This window comes from Lysinibacillus sp. NPDC094177, from assembly GCF_050279145.1.
Classification (GTDB): Bacteria; Bacillota; Bacilli; order Bacillales_A; family Planococcaceae; genus Lysinibacillus.
This window is the reverse complement of the sequence record NZ_JBNNTW010000026.1, coordinates 1-23198: the sequence shown is the minus strand read 5'-3', so window position 1 is coordinate 23198 and position 23198 is coordinate 1. Positions and strand designations below refer to the sequence as shown.

Below are 23198 nucleotides of genomic sequence, written 5' to 3'. Positions count from 1 at the left end.
CCATAAAAAGAAATTTGATTAGCTCAAATTGTTTTGCTGGCATCATGTTTGATGTCCAAAATTTTGTTTCGTTCACTAACTCAAGGTTAGCTACTGAAAACTTTATTGATTACGTTTTGCTTGTTCAGTTTTCAAGGTTCATAATGCCACTAGAAGCGACAACTTCTACATCATACTACACAAAAATATGAATGTCAATAAGTTTTTTTGGAGCGGGTGATGAGAATCGAACTCACGACATCAGCTTGGAAGGCTGAGGTTTTACCATTAAACTACACCCGCAAGATAAATAATATTAATTTAAAATGGCGCGCCCGACAGGAGTCGAACCCATAACCTTCTGATCCGTAGTCAGACGCTCTATCCAATTGAGCTACGGGCGCATATATGTTTAAAAATCGATTTAGTGCGGCCGAGAGGACTTGAACCTCCACGGGGTTGCCCCCACTAGGCCCTCAACCTAGCGCGTCTGCCGTTCCGCCACGACCGCATTCAATTAGTAACTTCCTCATTATACTATGATAATCTAAGAAGTCAACTTTTTTCTTAAAGAGATGAGCCATGAAGGACTCGAACCTTCGACCCTCTGATTAAAAGTCAGATGCTCTACCAACTGAGCTAATGGCTCGTATTAAGAAATGAATGGCTGGGGTACTAGGATTCGAACCTAGGCATGACGGAATCAAAATCCGTTGCCTTACCGCTTGGCTATACCCCAATAAGTGGCGGTCCCGACCGGGATCGAACCGGCGATCTCCTGCGTGACAGGCAGGCATGTTAACCGCTACACCACGGGACCAATGTTACTATATTTTTATGAATCAAACTAATGAAATGACCCCTACGGGATTCGAACCCGTGTTACCGCCGTGAAAGGGCGGTGTCTTAACCACTTGACCAAGGGGCCATGGCTCCGAAGGCAGGACTCGAACCTGCGACAACCTGATTAACAGTCAGGTGCTACTACCAACTGAGCTACTTCGGAATAATTCATATGTTTTGTCGTCGTTATCTTGTCGACTTTTACTATTATAGGGACATCTACAGTAAACGTCAACCTTTTTTTAAAAGTTTTTTTATTCTACTAACTCCAAACGTCCTAAACACTTGCTACAGCAGTATTTCCCCACGTTCATTCTAATTTTTCTTACATATTGTTGTCGGCATTTTACACATGTATATGTATACAGTCGACGTTGCTTTTTTTGAGATAGCTTAGGGATTTGTAATACTGAGCAAAACCGAGGAGCATTCACTTTTACTAATAGCTCTCGAAAGTCTTTGTCTCGATGCTGATACCCTTTGCCTTCTAAATGTAAATGATAATGACATAATTCGTGTCGAACTATACCTTCTACTTCGCTAATACCATACATTTCATAAGCATTTGGATTAACTTCAATATTATGCGATTGTAAAAGGTAACGTCCACCTGTTGAACGTAACCTTGGATTAAAATATGCTTGATGCATGAATGGCTTCTGGAAACTTTCTAATGATATTCGACTAACGAGATTTTGTAGTTCCTCATTGTTCATATCTATATCACCTCTAACAACAAGAATACCACACTGCTTAGTATAGACAGTGTGGTATTAATTTATCCTGCATTGATTGACCGTCAGTAATCTATCTGTACCGAAAGTAAAGCGACAGCTACAATTACGCTTCGATAGTTTGATCTTTAGGAGGTAGCATAGTTAATGAAATACGCCCTTTATTGACATCTATTTGTTCTACCCAAACCGTCACAATGTCACCGAGAGCAACAACCTCTAATGGATGTTTAATACGTCTTTTTTGTAATTTTGAAATATGCACAAGCCCATCCTGCTTAACTCCAATATCTACAAATGCTCCGAAATCAACTACGTTTCTCACTGTACCTTGCAATTCCATCCCAACTTGTAAATCTTCCATCTTTAATACATCTGTTTTCAGCAAAGGCTGAGGGAATGCATCACGTGGATCGCGACTTGGTTTCATTAATGTATCCACAATATCCTGTATTGTGACAACTCCAATATCTAAAGTTCCACTTAATTTTTCTACATCTAGTTTTGCAATGGCTTCCTCTGCCTTCTGAGTCCCAAGCTCTTTTTTATCAATTTGTACTACCTCTAAAACCTGCTCGGCTACACTATAACTTTCAGGGTGAATGCCCGTAGCATCAAATGCATTTTTTGCTCCTGGAACACGTAAGAAACCAATTGCTTGTTCATACGTTTTGGCACCAAGTCGTGGAATTTTCTTTAGTTGAGCACGTGTAGTAAATTGTCCATTTTCCTCTCGCACCTTCACAATATTCTCCGCAACAGTTTTAGATAATCCAGAAACGTATTGTAGTAGCGAAGCTGAGGCTGTATTAACATCAACACCAACTTGGTTAACGGCTGTCTCTACTATAAATGTTAAGGACTCAGTCAATTTCTTTTGAGAGACATCATGCTGATACTGACCTACTCCAACTGCTTTTGGTTCAATTTTTACTAACTCCGACAATGGATCTTGCAAGCGACGTGCAATAGAAACGGCACTACGTTGTTCTACCTGTAAATCAGGAAACTCTGCACGGGCAATTTCAGAAGCTGAATAAACAGATGCACCTGCTTCATTGACAATAACATAAGCTGTATCAGTTTCAAGTTCATTCAATACATCTGCTATAAATTGTTCTGTTTCGCGTGATGCAGTACCATTACCAATAGCAATGATAGTAATTGGGTATTTAGCTAAAATCCCTTTCACAACTGCTTTTGATTTTGCTACATCCGGTTTTGGCGGATGCGGATAAATGGCTGTAACCTCTAGCATTTTCCCAGTTTCATCTACAACAGCTAACTTACAGCCTGTACGATAGGCTGGATCAACACCCAATACATACTTCCCTTTCATTGGAGGCTGTAATAAAAGATTACGTAAATTCTCAGAGAAAATGTGGATAGCCTGCGTCTCTGCTTTTTCTGTAAGTTCATTTCGTAACTCTCGTTCTATAGAAGGCTGAATTAAACGCTTGTACGAATCCTCTATCGCTAGCTTTACTTCGGCAATTGCTGGTGAAGAACCTGTAGCAGGAATCCATTCCTTCCACATAATCATCAATACTCGATCTATTGGTACTTGAATTGCCACTTTTAAGATTTCTTCTTTCTCACCACGATTTACAGCTAAAATACGGTGTGGAACAATACGATTTACGGGCTCTTCATATTCGTAATACATTTCGAAAACATTTTTTTCATCTGCCTCTGCATTCTTGACACTAGTAACGAGTACTCCATCTTTCCAAGAATACGTACGAATTTTTTCACGGATTGCCGCTTCATCAGCAAAGCGCTCTGCTAAAATATCTCGAGCCCCAGCTAACGCATCCTCTACATTAGCAACTTTCTCCGCATCTACGAAAGCCCTTGCTAATTGTTCTAAAGCATCACTACGATACTCTAATAGAAGATCCGCAAGAGGCTCTAACCCTTTTTCTTTCGCTATTGTCGCCTTTGTTCGGCGTTTTTGTTTATAAGGTCGATATAAATCCTCTACACGCTGTAAAACAGTCGCTGCTTGAATAGCTTGTTCTAATTCAGGTGTTAATTTATCTTGTTCCTGAATTAACCGTATAACCTCTTCTTTGCGTTGCTCAAGCTGCTGTATGTAGTGATAACGATCCTCTACAGCTTTAATCTGTACCTCATCAAGGGACCCAGTAGCTTCTTTTCGATAACGTGCAATGAATGGCACCGTGTTTCCTTCTTCTAATAATTTAATAACGGCCTCAGCTTGGCCTGGCTTAATAGCTACATCCTTTGCAATGAGCTGTAACATTTGCTTTTGTTCCACATCATCACTACCTTTTTTTCTTTTCATTTTACCATTACACTTTACTAAAATTGCAAAAAAATAGTCTACTCTGAAAGAAGAGTAAACTATTTCAATCAATTATGCCTCGGCATAATTGCATCCGGAATCGGCTTTGTCGAATTCAAAAGCGACAACTATAACGAAATCTCACCTTTATATCAGCATGTATTAATGTCTTTAAACATACCATATTTATTTTTAGGACAGCACCAGCAATCAAAATTTTCAGAGCGAAACACCATCACTTGCTAAGGTGGCTTCCCGTAATTTTTTTATTGCCTTCCTTTGTATTCTAGATACATGCATTTGAGAAATCCCTAATAGTTCCCCAACTTCTTTTTGAGTGAGTTGCTCTAAATATGTAAGTTGAATTATTTGTTGTTCTCTCTCATTTAAAACACTCATTGCGTTAGAAACAATCATTCTTTTATGGGTCAATTCATAGCCGTCATCTTCTTTACCCATAGTATCGAATAACGTTAATGTGCTACCGTCAGACTCAGACTCTATTGAACGATCCATAGAAAGAGCATGGTAACTACGGCTCATCTCCATAGCCTCTAAAACTTCTTCTTCTTCCGCTTCTAATTGATCCGCGATTTCCTTAATAGATGGAGAACGCTGTAACTCAATTGTCAATGCTTCCACGGTTGTTTTAATTCGCGGTCCTAGTTCCTTTATCCGTCTCGGTACATGAACATCCCAAGTTTTATCACGTAAATAGCGCTTAATTTCTCCAACAATCGTTGGTACAGCAAACGCTTCAAAGCTTCGACCAATATTAGGATTAAAACGCCTTATTGCACCTAGCAACCCTAGCATACCTACTTGAGTAATATCATCATAATAAGTTTTACCATTCGAATATTTGCGTGCAATGGACTCAACTAAATATCGATAATGAATCACTAAATTTGTTTGTGCTTCATCATCCTCCGTTGACTGGTACAATGCAATCCACCTTAGTATATCTTCCTTAGACGATGATTTATGTAGTGATTCTTTCGACATTTTTTTCCACCTGCTCTCTAGCGACATACTTTGTCATGAAAACAGTTACGCCACCATCGTTATTTATCATCACCTCATCCATCAAAGTTTCCATTAAATAAAGTCCTAAACCACCTTCGCGCAGCCCTGCAATACTCTCTTCAGGATGATACGGACCAATTTTCGACTTTATCTCCTCAAAATTGAAACTATTGCCGTAATCTGCAATCATCATTTCTATTTTATTTTCATACAACGCACAACCAATGACGATTTCTCCTTCTTCTTCGTCCTTATATGCATGATGAACAACATTCGTTACCGCTTCACTTGCTGCAATTTTTAAATCCTCAATATCATCATAATTGAACCCAATACGACTAGCTAAGCCAGAGACCGTCAATCGAATCACACTGACAAATTGCGGTTTTGCAGGAACCCTTATCTCAATATAATCAAATTCCTTCATTTTCATGATTCCACCTTTTTATCAGTTTCAATATCCATTAAATCGCTTAAACCAGTAATTTCAAACAACCTTTGTAATCTATTCGATAAACCAACAAGCTTAACTTTACCATCTTCACGTAACGTTCTTTTATAAAAGGCTACAAAAATACCTAACCCTGTACTATCCATATAATTAACTTTTGATAAATTAAGCACTATTTCTAGTCCTTCAGTAATTTTTACTGCCTCTAATTCCTCTCTTAGACCCGAAGCAGTAAAAGTATCTATTTCGCCCTCAATAAATCCGTATAATTTATTATCAAGTTCTTTAAAGTGTATCGCCATGTCCATACAGCACACCTCCACCATATTTGTTAGACTGCTTTTCTTTTCCCGTAATTGCAAAAATTCAAACCTAAATAACTAATTTTTTATAATTGCTACCGTAAAATCATCTGATAGTTTAAAATCCTGTATTTTTTCAATTTGCTTATACAGAAGATTACATAATTGTTGAGCTGACAAATATTTATTTTCTAATATTAATGATGTAATAACCTCTCCCGAATTCAATTCATCATGCGATCTGAATTCAGTAACACCATCCGTCATCATTATTACGATATCGTTTTTTTCCAAAGCAATTTCGTTATACGAATATTTTGTTTCTGGTAACACTCCTAGTAATAATCCTGTCGATTCCAAAGGAAAAAATTTATCATGTTTAGCACTATAATGAAGAGCTGGCTCATGACCTGCAGAAGCGTAAGAAAAAATACTTTTTTGTAAATCCAAACAACCGTAAAACATGGAAACAAACATGCTGTCATCTACACTCTTTTCAATTACTCGATTGATGACCTCTAATACATATGAAGGATCTTTATATGCATATTCTAATGTCTCAAGACCATTTTTCACCATAGACATACATAATGCAGCTGGAACACCTTTACCTACTACATCTGTAACAGCTACACTCAAATAATCCTCTCGATTATATAAAAAATGCACATAATCTCCATTCATCTTCCGAATTGGAATAGATATCATTCCTATATCCACACTTGAAAGTTGTGGTACGTCTGTTTTAAGTAATGTTTTCTGAATGTTTGTAGCGATTTTCATTTCCATTTCATATTCTGCTTGTTTTTGTAATAAACTTTGGTGCTCCCTATGAGCCATTCCATAATGCACCATAACTTCGATAAGAAAATCATATGAAAGCTGTTCTTCACTCATTCTACGTGGGAACAGTTTCTCAACGGCGTTTTTATGAATACTTACAACATCCTCTGGAGGTATATTCTTTTGGATTAACTGACGAGTGAAATTTTGAGCAATATATAGATTCTTTTCAGTTTGATCATCCATATAATCTGACAAAATCTTTTTATATTGAGATTCTAATTGTTTCAACAATTCCACATCCTAACGCAGCCATTTTTCAGCTCTTATCGTTGTTCCTTCTCCAATAACCGATTGAATAATCATACTGTCCATCAATCGGTTAACGCCTGGCAAACCTGCACCGAGCCCTCCTGAAGTGGAGTAGCCCTCCTCCATTACTTTACGAACATCTTTTATTCCTGGGCCTTGATCTGTTGCAATAACAATTATTTTCTTCTCAGTGTCTGTTTCAACTTTTTCAATTACGATGACACCAATCCTTGCATATAAATATATATTTCGCGCTAGTTCACTTATAGCTGTGGTGATGCGAGCCTGATCAACAGTGCCAAATCCAAGTGCCTTTGCTTCGTCACGTCCCAGTTGTCTTGCAGCTACTATATCCCACTCAGTAATAATTTCAACCGAAGACTTAATTGTCACTGCTGTCCCCCCAATTCCTTTCGGAGTTATACTCTTACGCTTTTTTCAACCCGCTAGACAAAATACTTTAAAAAATTTAATTATCTTATCAATTTCACCTTGGCATAAATTTTGTAGCTCCCTCTTCGCTTGCTACAAAAAAACAACTGATGAATGATGATAAAATTCTATGTAAATTTTCTTAAACCTTCGATATTTTTTTCAAAAATCTATTCAAAGTATAAATCTTGAGTATATCTTAAATCTATTAATACCATTTTTGAATAGCGATTTCAATTTATGGTAATGAGGTATTTTGAGAGTACAATATCAATTTCTCCTTGGCGTAATTTTAGCTGTCGTTTTGCTTTCGCACAGATAAATTGCCACAGACCCTGTCGTTCTTAAAATGAGTTCCTCTATTTCAGTAGGTGTTTGGACACCTACTGAATGAAGATAAAAAAAGCATCGAGATGAAAAATCATCTCAATGCCTCTATACACATATGTATATCAAAATTTAACAAGCCCTAAACTAATCATCAATGCACCATCAACTTTCTCCATCACAGCATGATCAAGTTGCGTAATACGATCTGTCAATCTTGATTTGTCAATCGTTCGCACTTGTTCGAGCAGAATAACCGAGTCACGTTCAAAACCATACTTTTCAGCATTGATTTCGACGTGCGTCGGTAACTTTGCTTTTTGAATCTGTGCAGTAATAGCTGCGATGATGACAGTCGGACTAAATCGATTGCCAATATCATTTTGAATAATCAGCACCGGCCTAGTGCCCCCTTGCTCGGACCCAACTACCGGTGATAAATCTGCAAAAAAAACGTCACCACGTTTTACATTCAAAGTGTCATCCCCCGCTTACGAGACGCTCCACTGTATGTTGTGCTTCATATTCCGCATGCAAGCATTCACTTGCAATACTTAAATTAATATGAGACATTTCAACATATCCTTTCATCATAGCTTCCCGTATTTGATTTGGTTGCTCCTGCATTAAAACTTTGCGCGACAAAATACACGCAAAAGATTCACTTTCAATTACTTCCTTCGTTTGTAGAAATAGTCTGTCTTGAACAGCAATTGTAGCTTCTCTTAACTTTTTCTCGTACACAGCAAGCACCTCCAACGGAACCATCCACTTTTCATTACTACCCATTCTACCATTGAAAGATATTGTTGAAAAGACACGAAATGACAAAATATCTGACAATTAAAAGTCCAAGTTGTAAAAATATGTTGGTTGTCGAAGGTATATGCCGATTCATTCACCTTGCAATATGTCACAAATTATGAATGACTCAACCTCTCGGTAATCTAACATGTTCTTCTGTAGCAGTTATTTACCGAGCTGTTTAGTTACTTTAGTATAGTATTCATTTGTCCAAAGTTAAATGTTGAAACTATTTAAGACCACCTATACAAAATTCTTTTCTGCAAAGAGGTAAAATTCTTATAGGCTGTGTCTAAAGTCAAATGTATAATCTAGGAACTCTTGCTGTAATAATGCATGGTACTTCATAATTAATGGTATCAAGCTTCGTTGCCCATTCATCCATTGAAATAACATTCTTCCCTTGACGACCAATGAGTGTCACTTTCTCACCTATAGCATATGCTTTTGACAAGGCAACCATACATTGATCCATACAAATCCGTCCAACAATCGGCATTCTTTGTCCATCAATTAGTACTTCTTGTCCACTTAATTTACGAATTACTCCATCAGCATAGCCTACTGGTATCGTCCCTACCCACATATCCGAAGTGGCCACAAAAGAAGCTCCATAGCCTATGGAATCGCCCGCTTGTACCTGTTTCACATGAACAAGCTCACTCTCTAGCGAAAACGCCGGATGTAACGGAAATGGTAAAATACCTTCTACATAAAAAGATGGTGATAATCCATACATTGAAATACCATATCTAACGGCATCAAATTGTAAATGCTCATCTCTCACTAAGGATGTAGCCGTGTTTGATGCATGAACAAGTCTAGGTTTTTCAGGCAATTCATTTACACATTTTTCAAAAAATTGTACCTGTAAATCAAAGTATGAGGTATCTTCTTCATCCGCAGTCGCAAAATGTGTGAATATCCCATCAAGCTCCACATTCTCTGTATCCTGTATTGTTTGATATAGATCCAATAATTCTTGTTCTGAACGAACGCCAATTCTGCCCATTCCGCTATCTACTTTTATATGTAGTCGTAAAGGATTTGCTTCATTAGCTATGAATGGAGCCGCTTGCTGTACCCATTCACTTGCAAATGCCGTAAGAAATATGCGCTGCTGAGCAGCATATGGTACAAACGAAACTGGAGAGGCACCCAATATTAGTATGTCTGGTTCTTCAAAATGTGCTCGAATATGTAATGCTTCATCAGGCGTTGCCACAGCGAGCATAGTTGCACCTGCTTCAAGTGCCGCTTTAGCAACGGCTACATCTCCATGACCGTATGCATTTGCTTTTACTACAGCAATAATTTGAACATTAGGTCGAAGTAGCTTTTTCAAATTTATTACGTTTTGTTGAATTGCCTGTAAGTCTACAATTGCTTTGGTTGGTCTAAAATATTGCTGTGTCTTCATTAGAATACCCTCTTTATTATTTATTAAACAATATGTATTGAATAAATTGCCTTTTCACTACTTATTTTACATAAATCGTTCTATTTTAGACTAATTTTCTACATAACTTTTATCATATATGACTTAACACTTTCTAAACAGTGTTAATTTTCATCAAATCTGTACTATTTTACTTAACAAGCTACAGCCTTCCATGTAGAAAGCTGTAGCTAGAAAATTATTTCATACTACCTACCGTCATAGAAGTAGCAACTTCCACCATTTCATCACGAGTCAATTTACTCGATGCTACAAAGAATTCGACGCCATCCTTTTCCCAGCTAATAGATGTATCTGTAATAGCTCCAATCGTAAAGCCTAAATCTACCGGATCACCAGGAGATGATACTGGCAACATAGCAGTCTCTTTCGTAACTGGTTGTTGCATAACCGTAAATGGCTTATCACCATCGAATGTTAAGATGACACGTTCCATTCCACTTTCTCGAATAACTTTCTCATCCACCATCTTCGTGTTTTCCAAGTTTACAACAGGATAGTGTGTTTGGAACTCTTTATTTCCGGCTTCTGCACTTACTGCTTTTTCCCCTTCATTTCCACTCTGGTTATTTTTGCTCTCCTTATCGTCTTTGCTATCTTTGTTATCTTTTTCTGGTGGTGCAGCTTGTTTACCTTTTGTTTCATCTGTTTCTGTAAATTGCTCAACAGCATACTCTTTAGCCGCATGTTGAACACCTAATTTTATATTTTTAAATGTAATACGAATTTGCTCTTCTTTTACATCATTCATAATTACTACAGAAGTTGGGAGCATTGTTTTCTTATCAACCGTTATAACTTGATGAGGCATACTATTTTTATAGCTATTTCTAGTAGCTGCTTCAAATATATATGCTTTGTCCTCCTCTTTCATGACTAAATTCTTATCTTGAGCTAAATCTTCTGCTAGTGCGCCTATTAAATAGGCTTGACTATTTTTCTTTGGCCAATCACTTTGGAATTTATACATTTTGTTTAATGTAGGTGTGACAACAAAAACTCCATCTGCATTTCGCACTATCATTTGTGAAACATCTTTCCCACTTTCTACTACTTCTACTCGATAGAAATCAGGTTTCGTATGCCAAACTGTTACATCATATTTTTTCGGATCCCCACCAGCTTTAATCTCCATCGTAGCATTCAACTCATAACCATTTGTCTCTGCCCATTTCCCATTAACTTTCTTCAACACTTTTTCCTGTGAGTCTGTACCACATGCCGACAAAAGTAATATCGTACAAAGTAAGACGAGCCATTTAACTATACGGTTGCCCACGCTTTCATCCTTTCTTCTTTCAAATCCACTACGACAATATATGAACCGTATTTGTCAGTTATGTCATTTGAACAAGGGCAATATATTTATCTTCACTCAGAAATTTATTTACTTTTTAATAGCTCACCATCATAACGTAGGAGTCGCCCAGTCGGAACGGAAATCAACTTATATACATGCATGGCATGTGTTTTACCCAACTTTTGGTGATGAGCCTTTTTAATGTTTTATATGATGAAAGCTGTGTTTATCATTATTTAATTTAATAATATTACTTGAGCCGCCGCGTATTGCTTAGAATGTGTAATACTTACAAATCCATTTACAAGCTCTCCTTTGAAGTATAAAACAGGATTACCAGCTTCTCCTCTTAAAACTTCAACATCATGAAGCTTACATTCTTCACCAATACCAGTACCTAATGCCTTTGAAAATGCTTCTTTTACAGCAAATCGTCCAGCCAAAAATTCTATTCTGCGAGTTTCTGAATGTGCATCAAATAACACTCTTTCCTTTTCAGTTAAAATGCGGTCTTTAAATTTATTTGTTCTCCTCATTGCTTTAGCAATTCGATCAATTTCTACAATGTCGAGACCAATTCCTTTAATCATTAGAACTTCTCCTTTTCCTATTTCTAAAAAGCCATGTATAATAATTGTAAGTTGAGGTGGAGTTATGTTTAGTAGAACAGAAAATTTTAAGCAATATACAAAGTATTATCCGATTGTTTCAACATTAATAGCTGTTAATTTAATTGTTTATGTAATAACTATTTTACCGGGAGTAGGTAGAAATGTATTAAATTACGGAGTCCAAGCAAACTTCCTTATACAAACCGGTGAATGGTGGCGCGTCTTTTCTGCAATGTTTTTACATGCTAGCTTTTTGCACGTTTTCTTTAATATGTTTTCACTATATTTATTTGGACCGGAGCTTGAAAAAATCGCTGGCAAGGCACGTTTTATTACAATTTATTTAATGTCTGGGATTGTAGGCAACATGGCAACCTACCTACTTTATGATAGTAGTTATGTAAGCCTTGGTGCAAGCGGAGCTGTTTTCGGAATATTCGGTGCTTTCGGCGCACTTGTCTACTATACACGTCGCACAATGCCGATGCTTCGCAAACTTATTTTGCCAATTATAGTTATCAGTGTTATTATGACTTTTCTACAGCCGAATGTGAATGTCTACGCTCACTTAGGCGGTTTAGTAGCAGGATTCCTTCTTGGACTCATCTACTTACACCCAAAAAGAATTTTAAGCTGGCGTAAACAAAAGATGGCGGGTAAGTAATAGGTACAAAGAGGAGCAATCTTCCGGTGATATGCTATCATTGCGGATTGCTCCTCTTATTTTTATGCTAGAGTTATATTCACTTTTCAATTTTATTTCATAGCACAATTGTTTCTTCTTTCGCTACCTTTATTTTTTTCCATTCAACTGCTGTTAGGCCATATACAACTTGATCTACATGGTGATCATAAAGCCACTCCGCATCTCTTAAACGCCCTTCTTCGTTAAAACCTAATACTTTTGGGATTGTGCGGCTTCGAATATTTCCTACCGCTACACGCACTTCAATGCGGTTTAACTTCAGATAGCTAAAGGCATAATCAATAAATGCTTTCATAGAATTTGTGACTAAGCCTTTACCAACAAATTCGTTCCCTAACCAATATCCGATACTTGTCCATCTATGCTGCCAGTTCACTTGATGATAGCCAATCACTCCTGCAAGCTTCCCCTCATAATATATCCCCGCTTGTAGGCCATTATTATCCGCATATTGTTGCATCGCAGCTCTAACAAATCGCTCTGTATCTCCTACTGTTTTCACATCATCCACAAAGGGTAACCACTCTCGCAACGTATCTCTCGAACGATCTGTCAACGCGAATAATTCATCTACGTCATTTAAATCCAACAATTTCAAATACGTGTTCTTATTAATATCATACTTAAACAAAATTACCACCCCTTTTGTTCAATTTATTCTATTATAAACAGTATTTTCATAAAATTACAGAATTATCAGCAACACATTAAGTTGATATCCGTTTTCGACTGAGCGCGTTCGATAAGCTCCTTATAACAACGGATGTTGAATGATAAAATGCCATCCTTAAGATTAGTAAACTTTATACATTCAATGTTCATACCAAGATAATATTGTTTCAGCATCTTGCTGCTCTAAGCTTCGTACATTCCCTGTCATACCAGTCATGCCTGACATGACCGTCGCTTTTACAGTCATAACATTCCTTCTTTTTTGGAAATAAGTTTGAGTAGTTCCAATAGATTGTATGCGTTTTTTCTCCATAATAAATGTAATTCGACTGAACACACGATATCGCATAGTTAGTTGCTTTCCATCTATTATATAACCAGCTGCTTTATGTTGCCAAATACCAATTAATATTGTTAATGGAATTAATAATAACGAAAGCAACCCATACGGATAAAAGAAATAACTACATGCACCAATTATAGGTATGAGCCAAACAAAGTCAATTCGGTAAAAAGTTGAACGAGCTCGTTTTGGTGAATAGATAAATTCTGGTCGCCAATTTATATCCGGGAAAAGTTGCTCTAGCGTTTCCAAACAATCTTGCTTCTGAATAAGTGGGAACAGAGTAATTTTTTTATCATTTCCATCTCCACCATTTCCTCCAGCACTCTCAACAACAACTGTTGCAAATCCAAATAATTGACGCACTGGATTCTCTACAATACGAATCGCCTGAATTCTATTTAACGGTAAAGTTATCCGTTTTTTCTCAATTAGCCCTTTTGTAATAATAAGCTTTTCATCTTCAATTCGGACTGTATATTCATAATAATTGATCAGTGTAATAACAAATGACACAAACCATGCCACAATTAGGCTGACTATCACTGTTAGTGCAACTAAAAATGCACCGATTTTCGCAAAGTCAGCTAACTCATTAAATATTTCATCATATGGTATTATATCTGAAAGCTGAGAGATAATTGCTGCTAGACCGGACAGAACTACCCCAATTCCTCCTGAAGTTATGGCCAATATAAGCAAATCACGTATCGACATATGATAAATAGTTGGAACTGATACTTCCTCTTTTAGCGACTGTTCATCAGTTATCTGTTCATTTACTTGGTTCTTTGCATGACGCATTTCCAGCTCTATGACATCTGCCGCTGCCTTACGTATAGCCGTTAACTCAACCTCAGGCTTTCTATCCTTACTTCCCGCAGTTTCAACTTGAACCTTTACTAAGCCAAATAACCGATGAAAAATACCCTCATTGTAATTTAAGCTTTGAATACGTTCAAATGGGATATAACGTTTCTTTTTAACGAACAAGCCGTACTTTACACGCAATTCTCCATCTTCAAACCAATATACGAAGGTGCGCCATTTAACAATGCCACTAACAAACGCAAGTAAAGCCCCTACTCCCCAAATACCGAATAAGAAAGTCGTCCGCCAAAAATTATCACTATGGAAATTAAAGGAGAAGTGAAAACCATTAGTTGCAATAATAATAATTAACGGGAAAATCATACTCTTTAATGCTTTTGCACTTGTAATAATAGCCGATATCGGGTGTAAGCGATTGATTTCCTTAGACATCATCTTCCGCCACCCTTGCTAATTCCGAAATACGTGCTCGAAGTCCATCAGCTTCGTCCATCACAAGTGCAGGAATTGTATGTACAGTTGCCGCTGTAGATATTGAAATATTACCCAAACCATATTTTTTTAATATCGGTCCTTGCGTCGTATCAACATGCTGCACGCGCACCATTGGAATGAGTGTACGTTTAACAACAAATAAACCATGTTGCACCTCAATCTCATTGTCACGCACCTCATAGCGCCAGCGTTCCCATCTTATCTTTGGAAATAAATAAGTGGATAGAACAGCACTAAGTATGACTACAGCAACTGCGATGAAATAAATAAATGATGGCCATTCAAAATAATAAGTACCGTAGCATGAAAACGCTGCTACAATCAAAAGTAATAACGTTTGCAATACACCATATAAACGCCACACTGTTAACCCTTTCCTAGAAATTTTATGCATTGGTTCTGCTCTCAAAGTCATTCCCTCTCTTTCTTTAACTATGTATACGTAGACAATTATCTTTTTGTTTCAAATTATATCAATTTCGCCTTGCTGTAATTGTAGCTGTCGCTTTGCTTTCGCTACAGATAAATTGCCATAGGACGTGGCGTTCTTAGACCGAGGTCCTCTGTTTCAGTAGGTGTTTGGACACCCGTTGAAAGAAGCAAAAAAACCTTACAGCCGCTTTGACTGTAAGGTTTAATCATTTTGATGAAGAAAAATTTAATCTTCGTGACGACGTGGTGCACGAGAACGACCTTGTCCACCTTCACGGCGACCTCCGTCACGGCGTCCGCCCTCTCGACGATCTCCGCCACGTCCTCCACGACGATCTCCGCCACGTCCGCCATCACGACGTCCGTTAAAGTTACGGTTACCACCGCGTCCACGATCTCCTCCGCCACGGTTACCAGAACGCTCACGACGCATTGGTAATGGTCGTTCTTCAGTAATTGTTACTGGCGAGTCATCTGGCTCTTTTGTTAATGAACGAAGTGCAGCAGCTACAACATCGATTGCATCATGGTTTTCAAGTAATTCTGTCGCAAGTGTACGATAATCACCTAAATCGTTGTTCGCAATAAGACCTTCTAGTGTCTCCAAAGCTAGGCGTTGTTGACCCACTAAAGCTTCGTCCGATGTTGGTGGTCGAAGTGGTGTCATACGTTTTTTCGTTGTTTCTTCTACAATACGTAGGTAACCCATTTCGCGTGGTGTTACAAATGTTACTGCAAGACCTGATTTACCTGCACGACCTGTACGACCAATACGGTGAACATAAGACTCAGGATCTTGAGGAATATCAAAGTTATAAACATGTGTTACACCAGAAATATCAAGCCCACGAGCAGCTACATCTGTTGCCACAAGAATATCAATTTTATTTTCCTTAAATTGACGTAACACAGAAATACGTTTCGCTTGGCTTAAATCACCATGGATTCCTTCAGCAAGGTAACCACGAATTGATAACGCTTGTGCAAGTTCATCAACGCGACGTTTTGTACGACCAAAGATAATGGCAAGTTCTGGTTGGTGAACGTTTAATAAACGAGATAAAATATCGAACTTTTCACGCTCAGCAGACTTCACAAAATATTGATCGATGTTATCAACTGTTAATTCTTTCGCTTTAATTTTTACGATTTCTGGATCACGCATAAATGTTTCAGCAATTTTACGAATTGCTGGTGGCATTGTTGCTGAGAACAGTAAAGTTTGGCGTTCAGATGGGACGTTTTCTAAGATTGAATTAATATCATCGATAAAGCCCATGTTTAACATTTCATCTGCTTCATCAAGCACCAATGTTTGAACATCTTCTAATTTTAACGTACGACGATTGATATGATCAATAATACGACCAGGTGTGCCGACGATAATTTGTGGTCTATTTTTTAGCGCACGAATTTGACGGCCGATTTCCTGACCACCGTAAACTGATAATAATTTTACACGTTTGTCATAACCAATTTTATAGAGCTCTTCAGAAACTTGAATTGCTAATTCACGTGTTGGAGCAATTACTAATGCTTGGATATTAGGGTTTTTAGGATCAATTTTTTCGATAAGTGGAATCCCGAAAGCGGCAGTTTTACCTGTACCCGTTTGCGCTTGACCTAGTACATCACGGCCTTCAATAGCGAAACGAATAGTACCTTCTTGGATTGGCGTTGCTTCTTCAAATCCCATACGCTTTACAGAGCGTAATGTAGATTCGCTAATATTTAATTCTGAAAAATTTGTCAAACTTCTCAATCTCCTTTTTTTGCTTTTAAGTTGACAAATGGTTACATTTTCAGATGAAGTTGTCGGCAAATTCGAGCCTGTGTTGTGGAACGTTTCCGTTACTTAAAAATTTTCTCTATATGTTGTTCACATAGAGCTCTCTTATATGAAAAGGAAAGCCCGGTCTTTACCGAGCGGTTTGATTCTGTCGTAATTATTCACTTTAGAATAAAACCGTTGTGTTCAAAAAAAAGTACTCTTCAATCAAATATGAAGAGTCTTCGCACAAAATGTATCCATTGCTTACACTAGTCTAACATGGGATTAAAACGTATGCAACGATAACGCATGAGTCGTAATAATCTGACTACTTTATGAACTCTTTAAAAACGACAAAACGTAAGAAAACCACTCCATGCAATCTTCGCCATAACATATATGATGCTTGCCATTATCAGAAAAATACAAAGTTTTATCGTTTGAGTTTAATTGATCATATAAAAAGTGAGCAGTATGATAAGGCACTATTCCGTCTAATTTCCCTTGTACAATATAAACTGGAATTTTAATATCTTTATAATACGGCTCCACCATTCGAACAAGCTTCATGAATTCTATCGTTGACGATAGTGGCACATTGTTAAACTTATGCCGGTATCGTAAAAACAGTTCATTATTAGACAGATTACGATGGTATGCCTCAGTGGCAAGCATTTTAAAATCTTTGACCAGTTGCTTCGGACTCACATATTTGGCAGCAGCGCTTAGTAATACGAGCTTTTTCACTTTATAACGTTTGGCTAGATAGAGCGCAATAATGCCACCCATTGAAAACCCGACTACTATTACTTCATCTACTTTTTTGGCAAGAGCACGAAAAGCAAGCTCGGCATCCATTAACCAATGCTTAGCGGTGAAACCACGCATTTGTAATTCCTCTCCATGCCCTGACAAAGTAGGTTCTTCAATCAACCAATTTGTATGCGTACGTAAATAGGTAGTAAAAGGTTCTACTTCATAAGGTCCGCCTGAAAATCCATGAATACATAACACACCTACTGACATTACTTTCACCTCTAAATGTATAACTCATTTAAGTCAAAGAATGAAGGAATCGGTGAGAGAATGTCCCACCGATTCCTTGTTTCATTTTATGATGTAAACGCACGTAAGATCGTTTCTAATTTCATACCACGAGAGCCTTTTAGTAAAACGATAGACTCCTCGTTAGCTTGCTGTAGTTTTTCGATAATTGGCGTATAATCATCCTCTACATATAGCAAATGTTCCGCATCAAAACGCTCTTTTAAGACTTCATTTAAATAAGCCATTCGTGGGCCAAATAAACATACAAAAGCGATTTCTTCTGCATAAATATCCTTCGATAAATCTTCGTGGAAATGCTTTTCATTTGGTCCAAGTTCAAGCATATCACCTAACACAAGCCATTTTTCTGGGCGAATCGTTGTCGATGCTACAAATTGAATAGCTGCCTTTACAGAAGTTGGTGCAGCATTATATGCATCATTAATAAACAATGCCCCATTTGATCCATTCACTTGTTGCATACGCATATCTGTAAGAGCTACTTGTTTTAAGGATGCACGAATTTGGTCATCATTTAAACCTAGCTTTTGAGAAATTAACATAGCGACTAATGTATTTTTCACCTGATGCTTCCCGAGAACGGAAATAAAGAAATCTCCTTCAATCACACCATGTGTAGAGAAGCTACTACCATCAGCATTTGCTTCAATATTGTCTGCATACAATAGATTGCCATGCTCTAAACCAAATGCCACTGCATTTAACTGCTGCTCTTTCGCAACTAGTTCTTGAAGCAGCGGTTCATCTCCATCATAAAATAGCACTCCATCAGGTTGCATTCCTTGAATAATTTCAAATTTGGCTTTAGCGATTCCCGCACGCGAGCCTAAATCTTGCATATGAGCCTCGCCAATGTTTGTAATCACTGTCATATGTGGACGAGCAAGTTTCGTTAAAAATTCAATTTCACCAAAACCACTCATCCCCATTTCAAGTACAGCAACATCAGTATCTTCATCTAGCTGTAAAACCGTAATAGGTAAACCTAGTTCATTATTAAAATTCCCAATTGTCTTTTGTACTTTAAAAAATGGTGTTAGCGTTCCTGCTAAAATATCTTTCGTCGATGTTTTACCATTTGAACCAGTAATACCCATAAATTTCGCCTTATGCTCACTGCGATAGGCACGTGCCATTTGCTGCAGCGCCAATTCCGGATCATCTACAAAGAGTAATGGTACACCTTGTGGTGGATTTGGTTCATCTTTCTGCCATAGAGAAGCACCTGCTCCTTTTTCAAAAGCTTGCAGAACAAATTTATGTCCATTGGCCATCTCACCACGAAATGGAACGAATAGGTCCCCTTGTTGAATTGTTCGCGTATCAATGGAAATTCCTGATACGACCGTATCACCAAAAGCAGGCACTTCTTCATGTAACCATGTAGCTAACTGTTTTAATGTTTTTTTCACAATAATCCCACTCAGTCTTTTTTATAGTGAAGCTGTTGTTTTTCTTCAAAACGCTCAATTGCTAGTGTAATCAGACGATTAATAAGCTCTGGGTAGCTTACATTCGTATGTTGCCAAAGAAGAGGATACATACTAACAGGTGTAAAACCTGGCATTGTATTCACTTCGTTAATATAAATGCTGTTATCGGCCGTCACAAAAAAGTCTGCACGAACTAAACCGCTTCCATCAATAGCTTTGAACGCACGCTTTGCTAGCTCCTGTAAGCTTGATACTACATTTTCAGGAAGCTCTGCTGGAATAATAAGGGCTGTTGAGCCATCTTTATATTTGGAATCATAATCATAAAATTCAGTTACTGGTTTAATTTCACCAGGTACCGAAACTTCCGGGAAGTCATTTCCTAGCACAGCTAGTTCAATTTCACGAGCGATAATACCTTGCTCAATTACAATTTTACGATCATACTGTAAGGCTATTTCGATAGCTTTCACTAATTCATCACGATTTGTTGCCTTATTAATTCCGACACTTGATCCCAAGTTTGCAGGTTTCACAAACATTGGCCAATCCAACTTTTCTTCACAACGAGCAAGAATAGCCTCCTGTTCATTAGCCCATTCGCTACGAATGAAGTACGTATACGGCACTTGTGGTAAGCCGGCAATTTCAAATAATTGCTTCATGATTACTTTATCCATGCCAGTTGCTGATGCTAACACACCATTTCCTACATACGGCAAATTTAGAACCTCAAGTAAACCTTGAACAGTTCCATCTTCACCATTAGTACCATGAAGTAATGGGAAAATTACATCGAATTGCACAGATTTTCCATCTTTATCGATTAAAAAATCTGAAATATTATTTTCTAAAATATTAGCATTATCACCAAATTGTAATTCTTCAATTGTACTTGCAGGTTTTTCTAGACGCTCACCGCGGCGCCATTCCCCTTCAAGTGTAATGAAAATCGGATATACTTCATACTCCTCGAAATTCAAAGCTCCAGTGACTGCACGTGCTGTCGACAATGACACCTCATGCTCTGCTGACTTTCCACCGTACAATAAACCGATTCTTTTTTTCATTTTTGTGCCCTCCACATACTTCTTGAGTATTATTAGTTTATCATGAAACGTCTAGACAAATGACATCAATTTCGCCTTGGCATAAATTGTTGCTGTCGCTACGCTTTCGCACAGAAATCATTTGTTGCTGTCGCTGCGCTTTCGCACAAATAACATCTGTAACTGACGCTTTGCTTACTCTACACAAAACAATTACTGAATGAAGATAAAAATCTCACCGTAATTTTGACGGTGAGATTTGAGTGTATATTCATTAAAGAAATTAAATAATATAAATCAATTCATCGTGTTCATTTTTCAAAATTGTATTTAAATCATCCCATACTTCATCAAGGAAGGAATACTCTGATAGATTGCGAATTTCGATACCATAAGCTTCTTTAGGCTTTTCAATTCGATACAATGATAGCAGTGCTCCGTCTTTAGCGAAAGAACGATAGGCACGCAAAAACTCAGGTGAAATAGAAGGAATACTCGATTTCACTTTCCTTCGCCAAAAACCAGTGCTACGTTCCTTTTCACGAATTAAACTATTCAAAACATTAGCAATGAGTAAATCTGAATCACTTAAATGGCGAAAATAAATTTTAGTCATTTTCTCTAAGTCTGAAGAATAGTAGACAAATCGATTTTGCAATTTATTAAAAAATGGTGAAGTAATCGGTTCCTTTTTATGACTTATGTAAAGCAATTCTCCTTGTTCCATTGGCGTTAGTTGGTCTAACCTCTTCTCATCCATAAAGTCTATCCAACACAATTCCTTGGATTCCGTAGCTTTCTTTACAAACCGAGGTACTTCCTCTTCTGGTATATAATCAAACTGTGTATGCATATTAAAGGAACCATCTTCATAGGAATGTTTCAATAGCAGTAAGTGATGCAGTGGTTCGAGTGCAGCCACAAATTGCGAGAATTTAAGCCCGCCAAAAATAACAAATTTATCGACATCATTCATATGAACATAAATATGATACATAAAATCTTCAGCTGACTTCAATTTTTTAGCCACAACCATCACCCCATTCTTCACTACATTATAAAACTAAACGAGAATTTTTTGAAACATTTTATGTTAATAATCGTCATATCAATATTCACAGGCGTAAAAGTGTTTTTTACGTTATAATATGAATGTTAAAGATGCTTTTGCGCATATGTTTTTAACTACTCTAATGAACAAATTTCAAAAAATATAATTCTATTCTTTTTTTACAAATATCTGAGAGGATTCTAAGCCGAAAACCAGTATTGAGCCTCCTCGTTAACACGCTCACTTCGGTTTGATATTTGCCTCTTGACCTATGGTGGATGTTCCTTTTAAATATATTTGGTAGTATATTGAATTGGAATTAATTTGATTCAAATTTACTCATTAAGAAATACTATTTTGATATAGGTGGCTTGTATGGAAAATAAACGAAATTTCGCGAATCGTTTTGACTGGACGCTCGCTTTTATACTTTTAATCTTCCTAGTCGTAAGTTTGTTAGCCATTGCATCGGCTCAAACATCAGGTCAATATGGCATTAACTATGTTCCCAAACAATTGCAATGGTACATCATTGGCGCGGTTATTATTGGAGTAGTTATGTTTTTTGAACCTGACCAATATAAAAAGATGTCTTGGTACATGTATGGTGCAGGCATCGCCTTATTAGTACTGCTCATCTTCATGCCAGAAGGAAAAGGGCAAATTGGTCAACCTATTAACGGTGCTAAGAGCTGGTATAATACACCTATTGGGAATATGCAGCCCTCAGAGTTTATGAAAACCTTTTACATTTTAGCACTTGCTCGACTTATTAGTAAGCACAACGAAGTCTATTCTTTTAGATCAATAAAAACTGACTTTATATTGCTAGGTAAAATCGCTGTTACACTATTAATACCTTTAGCTCTTATTATGCAGCAGCCTGACCTTGGTTCAGCTTTAGTATTCTTTGCCATTACAGCTGCAGTTGTCATTGTAGCAGGTGTATCCTGGAAAATAATTTTACCAACTTTTCTAGGTACCGCTTTAGTAGGTGGCTCTCTTTTATGGATGGCACTCTATATGCAGAGTTTTTTAGAGAAAGCATTTGGTTTTAAACCATATCAGTTTGCTCGAATCTATTCTTGGTTAGATCCATATTCATATTCTTCTAGTGATGGATACCATTTAATTACTTCCTTAAATGCTATTGGTTCAGGTGAAATTTTCGGTAAAGGTTTCCGTGGTCGCGAAGTTTACGTTGCCGAAAATCATACCGATTTTATTTTTACAGTTATCGGAGAAGAATGGGGTTTTATTGGAGCTAGTTTCGTTATTTGTCTTTTCTTTTTATTAATCTATCATTTAACAAAAACTACATTATTATTGAAAGATCCATTCTCAACATATGTATGTGCTGGTATTATTGCAATGATTACATTCCACGTATTTGAAAATATCGGAATGACTATTCAATTATTACCTATTACTGGTATTCCTCTACCATTTATCAGTTATGGAGGAAGTTCATTGATGGGGAACGCTCTTGCCATCGGTCTTGTTTTCAGTATGCGTTTCCACTATCGTACTTACATGTTTACTACTCACGATGATGATGATTAATGATGGATATAAAAAAATGAGGCTGGGACAAAACCCATCTCTAAACTAAAAAGCCGGTGAAATTTTACGATCAGTAAAATTTCACCGGCTTTAAATTTTTTTCGTAAAAAATA

Annotated in this window: 23 protein-coding genes and 8 tRNA genes; 3 read left to right on the top strand and 28 right to left on the bottom strand. The window is 37.3% G+C overall.

The features are described from left to right. On the top strand, positions 1–191 hold a 191-nt coding region (locus ACQKNC_RS22185; protein WP_427426875.1), incomplete at its 5' end, for a hypothetical protein. Positions 192–208: 17 nt separating this feature from the next. Here the strand turns inward: ACQKNC_RS22185 and ACQKNC_RS22180 are convergent. The 20 genes from ACQKNC_RS22180 to acpS form a co-directional block, all read right to left on the bottom strand. Then, a tRNA-Gly gene (locus ACQKNC_RS22180) sits at positions 209–282 on the bottom strand. Positions 283–306: 24 nt separating this feature from the next. After that, positions 307–383: transfer RNA gene (locus tag ACQKNC_RS22175), tRNA-Arg, on the bottom strand. Positions 384–407: 24 nt separating this feature from the next. After that, positions 408–490, bottom strand: a tRNA-Leu gene (locus ACQKNC_RS22170). A 65-nt stretch (positions 491–555) separates the two neighbouring features. Continuing rightward, positions 556–628 (bottom strand) — tRNA-Lys (locus tag ACQKNC_RS22165). A gap of 15 nt (positions 629–643) precedes the next feature. Then, positions 644–718: transfer RNA gene (locus tag ACQKNC_RS22160), tRNA-Gln, on the bottom strand. A 5-nt stretch (positions 719–723) separates the two neighbouring features. Then, a tRNA-Asp gene (locus ACQKNC_RS22155) sits at positions 724–799 on the bottom strand. A gap of 36 nt (positions 800–835) precedes the next feature. Then, positions 836–907 (bottom strand) — tRNA-Glu (locus ACQKNC_RS22150). Between the two features lies 1 nt (position 908). Beyond that, a tRNA-Asn gene (locus tag ACQKNC_RS22145) sits at positions 909–985 on the bottom strand. A 91-nt stretch (positions 986–1076) separates the two neighbouring features. Then, positions 1077–1538 carry a SprT family protein gene (locus ACQKNC_RS22140; RefSeq protein ID WP_427426874.1) on the bottom strand — a complete coding sequence of 154 codons (462 nt, stop codon included), beginning with the start codon at positions 1536–1538 and terminating at the stop codon, positions 1077–1079. A 124-nt stretch (positions 1539–1662) separates the two neighbouring features. Continuing rightward, a complete protein-coding gene (locus tag ACQKNC_RS22135; RefSeq protein ID WP_427426876.1) occupies positions 1663–3837 on the bottom strand; it encodes a Tex family protein in 2175 nt (724 codons plus the stop codon). A 246-nt stretch (positions 3838–4083) separates the two neighbouring features. Then, the gene (gene sigB, locus ACQKNC_RS22130; protein ID WP_427426873.1) at positions 4084–4869 is read right to left on the bottom strand and encodes an RNA polymerase sigma factor SigB; all 786 of its coding nucleotides are present in this window, start codon (positions 4867–4869) and stop codon (positions 4084–4086) included. After that, a complete protein-coding gene (gene rsbW / locus ACQKNC_RS22125) occupies positions 4847–5317 on the bottom strand; it encodes an anti-sigma B factor RsbW (RefSeq protein WP_427426872.1) in 471 nt (156 codons plus the stop codon). Before rsbW ends, sigB begins: the two co-directional genes overlap by 23 nt. 2 nt (positions 5318–5319) lie before the next feature. Continuing rightward, entirely contained in the window at positions 5320–5649 is a 330-nt protein-coding gene (locus ACQKNC_RS22120) for an anti-sigma factor antagonist (protein WP_427426871.1), read from the bottom strand. Positions 5650–5721: 72 nt separating this feature from the next. Then, the gene (locus ACQKNC_RS22115) at positions 5722–6717 is read right to left on the bottom strand and encodes a PP2C family protein-serine/threonine phosphatase (RefSeq protein ID WP_427426870.1); all 996 of its coding nucleotides are present in this window, start codon (positions 6715–6717) and stop codon (positions 5722–5724) included. Between the two features lie 12 nt (positions 6718–6729). Further along, positions 6730–7131: an anti-sigma regulatory factor gene (locus ACQKNC_RS22110; RefSeq protein ID WP_427426869.1), complete on the bottom strand. Its 402-nt coding sequence runs from the start codon at positions 7129–7131 to the stop codon at positions 6730–6732. A 491-nt stretch (positions 7132–7622) separates the two neighbouring features. Further along, positions 7623–7973 (bottom strand): type II toxin-antitoxin system PemK/MazF family toxin, encoded by a 351-nt coding sequence (locus ACQKNC_RS22105; protein WP_008177055.1) that lies wholly within the window; start codon positions 7971–7973, stop codon positions 7623–7625. 4 nt (positions 7974–7977) lie between these two features. Continuing rightward, entirely contained in the window at positions 7978–8241 is a 264-nt protein-coding gene (locus ACQKNC_RS22100) for a hypothetical protein (RefSeq protein ID WP_427426868.1), read from the bottom strand. 358 nt (positions 8242–8599) lie between these two features. Further along, positions 8600–9721, bottom strand: a complete 1122-nt coding sequence (alr, locus tag ACQKNC_RS22095) for an alanine racemase (protein WP_427426867.1) — start codon at positions 9719–9721, stop codon at positions 8600–8602. A gap of 217 nt (positions 9722–9938) precedes the next feature. After that, on the bottom strand, positions 9939–11039 hold the full coding sequence (locus tag ACQKNC_RS22090; protein WP_427426866.1) for a LolA family protein: 1101 nt from the start codon (positions 11037–11039) through the stop codon (positions 9939–9941). Between the two features lie 257 nt (positions 11040–11296). Next, the gene (gene acpS / locus ACQKNC_RS22085) at positions 11297–11650 is read right to left on the bottom strand and encodes a holo-ACP synthase (RefSeq protein ID WP_427426865.1); all 354 of its coding nucleotides are present in this window, start codon (positions 11648–11650) and stop codon (positions 11297–11299) included. 64 nt (positions 11651–11714) lie between these two features. On the opposite strand from acpS, the gene ACQKNC_RS22080 reads away from it, so the two are divergent. After that, positions 11715–12335, top strand: a complete 621-nt coding sequence (locus tag ACQKNC_RS22080; RefSeq protein WP_427426864.1) for a rhomboid family intramembrane serine protease — start codon at positions 11715–11717, stop codon at positions 12333–12335. A 97-nt stretch (positions 12336–12432) separates the two neighbouring features. On the opposite strand, the gene ACQKNC_RS22075 is transcribed toward ACQKNC_RS22080, so the two are convergent. From ACQKNC_RS22075 to ACQKNC_RS22040, 8 genes are all read right to left on the bottom strand, one after another. Then, positions 12433–13008: a GNAT family N-acetyltransferase gene (locus ACQKNC_RS22075; protein WP_427426863.1), complete on the bottom strand. Its 576-nt coding sequence runs from the start codon at positions 13006–13008 to the stop codon at positions 12433–12435. A gap of 180 nt (positions 13009–13188) precedes the next feature. After that, positions 13189–14655 carry a PH domain-containing protein gene (locus tag ACQKNC_RS22070; protein WP_427426862.1) on the bottom strand — a complete coding sequence of 489 codons (1467 nt, stop codon included), beginning with the start codon at positions 14653–14655 and terminating at the stop codon, positions 13189–13191. Then, entirely contained in the window at positions 14648–15127 is a 480-nt protein-coding gene (locus tag ACQKNC_RS22065) for a PH domain-containing protein (protein WP_427426861.1), read from the bottom strand. Before ACQKNC_RS22065 ends, ACQKNC_RS22070 begins: the two co-directional genes overlap by 8 nt. A gap of 249 nt (positions 15128–15376) precedes the next feature. Beyond that, positions 15377–16903: a DEAD/DEAH box helicase gene (locus ACQKNC_RS22060; RefSeq protein WP_427426860.1), complete on the bottom strand. Its 1527-nt coding sequence runs from the start codon at positions 16901–16903 to the stop codon at positions 15377–15379. A gap of 351 nt (positions 16904–17254) precedes the next feature. After that, positions 17255–17947, bottom strand: coding sequence for an alpha/beta hydrolase (locus ACQKNC_RS22055; RefSeq protein WP_427426859.1), 693 nt, complete (start codon positions 17945–17947; stop codon positions 17255–17257). Positions 17948–18033: 86 nt separating this feature from the next. After that, positions 18034–19401 (bottom strand): UDP-N-acetylmuramoyl-tripeptide--D-alanyl-D-alanine ligase, encoded by a 1368-nt coding sequence (locus ACQKNC_RS22050; RefSeq protein WP_427426858.1) that lies wholly within the window; start codon positions 19399–19401, stop codon positions 18034–18036. Positions 19402–19412: 11 nt separating this feature from the next. Continuing rightward, positions 19413–20492 (bottom strand): D-alanine--D-alanine ligase, encoded by a 1080-nt coding sequence (locus ACQKNC_RS22045; protein WP_427426857.1) that lies wholly within the window; start codon positions 20490–20492, stop codon positions 19413–19415. Positions 20493–20754: 262 nt separating this feature from the next. After that, positions 20755–21507: a hypothetical protein gene (locus tag ACQKNC_RS22040; RefSeq protein ID WP_427426856.1), complete on the bottom strand. Its 753-nt coding sequence runs from the start codon at positions 21505–21507 to the stop codon at positions 20755–20757. Positions 21508–21897: 390 nt separating this feature from the next. Between ACQKNC_RS22040 and ACQKNC_RS22035 the strand changes: the two genes are divergently transcribed. Beyond that, positions 21898–23085 carry an FtsW/RodA/SpoVE family cell cycle protein gene (locus ACQKNC_RS22035; protein ID WP_427426855.1) on the top strand — a complete coding sequence of 396 codons (1188 nt, stop codon included), beginning with the start codon at positions 21898–21900 and terminating at the stop codon, positions 23083–23085. Positions 23086–23198 lie beyond the last annotated feature (113 nt).